Origin of the sequence: Salinivibrio sp. IB282 (assembly GCF_001995685.1) — a bacterium.
Lineage (GTDB): Bacteria > Pseudomonadota > Gammaproteobacteria > Enterobacterales > Vibrionaceae > Salinivibrio > Salinivibrio kushneri.
This window is the reverse complement of sequence record NZ_MUET01000143.1, coordinates 1-1830: the sequence shown is the minus strand read 5'-3', so window position 1 is coordinate 1830 and position 1830 is coordinate 1. Positions and strand designations below refer to the sequence as shown.

At 51.5% G+C, this 1830-nt stretch carries 2 protein-coding genes; both read left to right on the top strand.

What is annotated here, in order from left to right:
- Window positions 1–608: 608 nt before the first annotated feature.
- On the top strand, window positions 609–1541 hold the full coding sequence (locus BZG14_RS15195) for an alpha/beta hydrolase (RefSeq protein WP_077609148.1): 933 nt from the start codon (window positions 609–611) through the stop codon (window positions 1539–1541).
- 166 nt (window positions 1542–1707) lie between these two features.
- Window positions 1708–1830: transposase (locus tag BZG14_RS15190; protein ID WP_158011767.1), on the top strand; the 123-nt coding region annotated here is incomplete at its 3' end.

Below are 1830 nucleotides of genomic sequence, written 5' to 3'. Positions count from 1 at the left end.
TCAAAAAAGTGCCGCTTAATTAGAAAATCTGGTCAACTACCTTGAAATCTACCGGAATGGCGTCAATCTCAAGGGCTGCCATGCTTCAAGGACTAGCCTTGATCGCAGGTCATTTTCTGCGAGGATGAGAGATGGCACAATCCCTAGTAAATTTCATCGATGCCAAAATTTAGACATTGATGGTGCCATTGGCGTAGGTGACACAAGCCCCGGCACGATGATGGGTATGTGCACATTGCCAAGGGGCGCCGTCACGATCGGCGCCCAATTTAACATCGRGGTTAATYKTTGGCTTTGATGTCCGATGGCGCCGWGCAACGGGCGCGCGGCGGAAATCACACCAAGCTTGYRCGATCGAGAAGGCGCTTATACCGACCTACGCGATATTCAAGATTTTTGAATACAGAACGCTTCGCTGACGGAATACGGAAAGAGACGAGACGCTTCGCTTCTAGTCTCTAGTCTCTAGTCTCTAGTCTCTAGTCTCTAGTCTCTAGTCTCTAGCCCCTCTTTCCGCCCACTCCCTCGCAAAATCCCCCAAACACCATACAACTCAACCACCTACCTCGCTTATCCTCACCGCACATTCATAACCGGTGGATGATGCCATGTTATTTATTACCAGCCGTATTCCTGAACAAGGGCCGACCAGTGAGGCTGGCCGTTGGTTAAACTTTGATAACCAAAATACCGATATCTCAAAGTGGGTATATTTTTGCCAGCGCGCCGAGCAGGATGAATACCAAGAGATCACCGCGGCGCCGTTTATGGCCAAATTGAAAGCCTTACCCGCGCATACTCAAATCCTCTTTTTGCTCCATGGCTACAACAACCAAATGGAGCGCAACATCTTTCCAATGGCGCAGACGTTACAACACCAGTTTGATCGCCTTGCACCCAACGCTATGCTGGTGGTGCCGGTTATCTGGCCCTGTGACGACGATGGCCGGCTCGGTGCTATCGATGACTACTGGGACGACCAACTCGCCGCCACCGCGTCAGGCTTGGCGTTTAGCCGCTTACTGGCGATGTTTGATGACTGGCGCCGCGCCCCCGAGCAACAAACCACCCCGTGCAAACGACGCATGAACGTGCTTGCTCACTCCATGGGCAATCGCACCTTAATCAGCACTTTTTCCCATTGGCACCAACACGCCGGGCTCGACACTATGCCGCAATGGTTTCGGCATATATTTATGATGGCCGCCGATGTTGATAACCAAGCCCTAGAGCCACACCAACCGGGCAGGGCAGTGCTGGATGCCGCCAAACAAGTCCACATTTACTATGCTGCCGATGATATCGCCATGGCCGCCTCAAAAGTGGTCAACGTACGCCACCGCACCGTCACCCGGCGATTAGGCATGACTGGCCCCGAAAACCTCGACGCACTTCCTGCGAACAAAGTGACGATAACCGACTGCGACGCCTTTAACGACCACTTCGACCCAAATTGGGGCCATACTTATTTTCTTACCGACGACAACGGCCACCCAAGCCCATTGATAGAACAAATGATGGATAAGATGATAAAAGATTGAAAGCGGGGAAGAGACGAGACGCTTCGCTTCTAGAAGCTAGAGACTAGAAAGAGCTCAGAGCGAGCCCTAGCTTCTAGTCTCTAGTCTCTAGCCCCCGGTGTCAGGATAGTTGTCCAGATATTGAATCGCCCAAAAATCCAGCAATGGAGGGGTAACGGAGGACACTATGCCGAGATATTCCGAAGAAAGAAAAGCCGCCATCCTCAAGAAACTGTTGCCGCCGAATAATAAAACTATCTCGGAAATTGCAGCCGAAGAACACATCAGCGAGGCAACGTTGTACAATTGG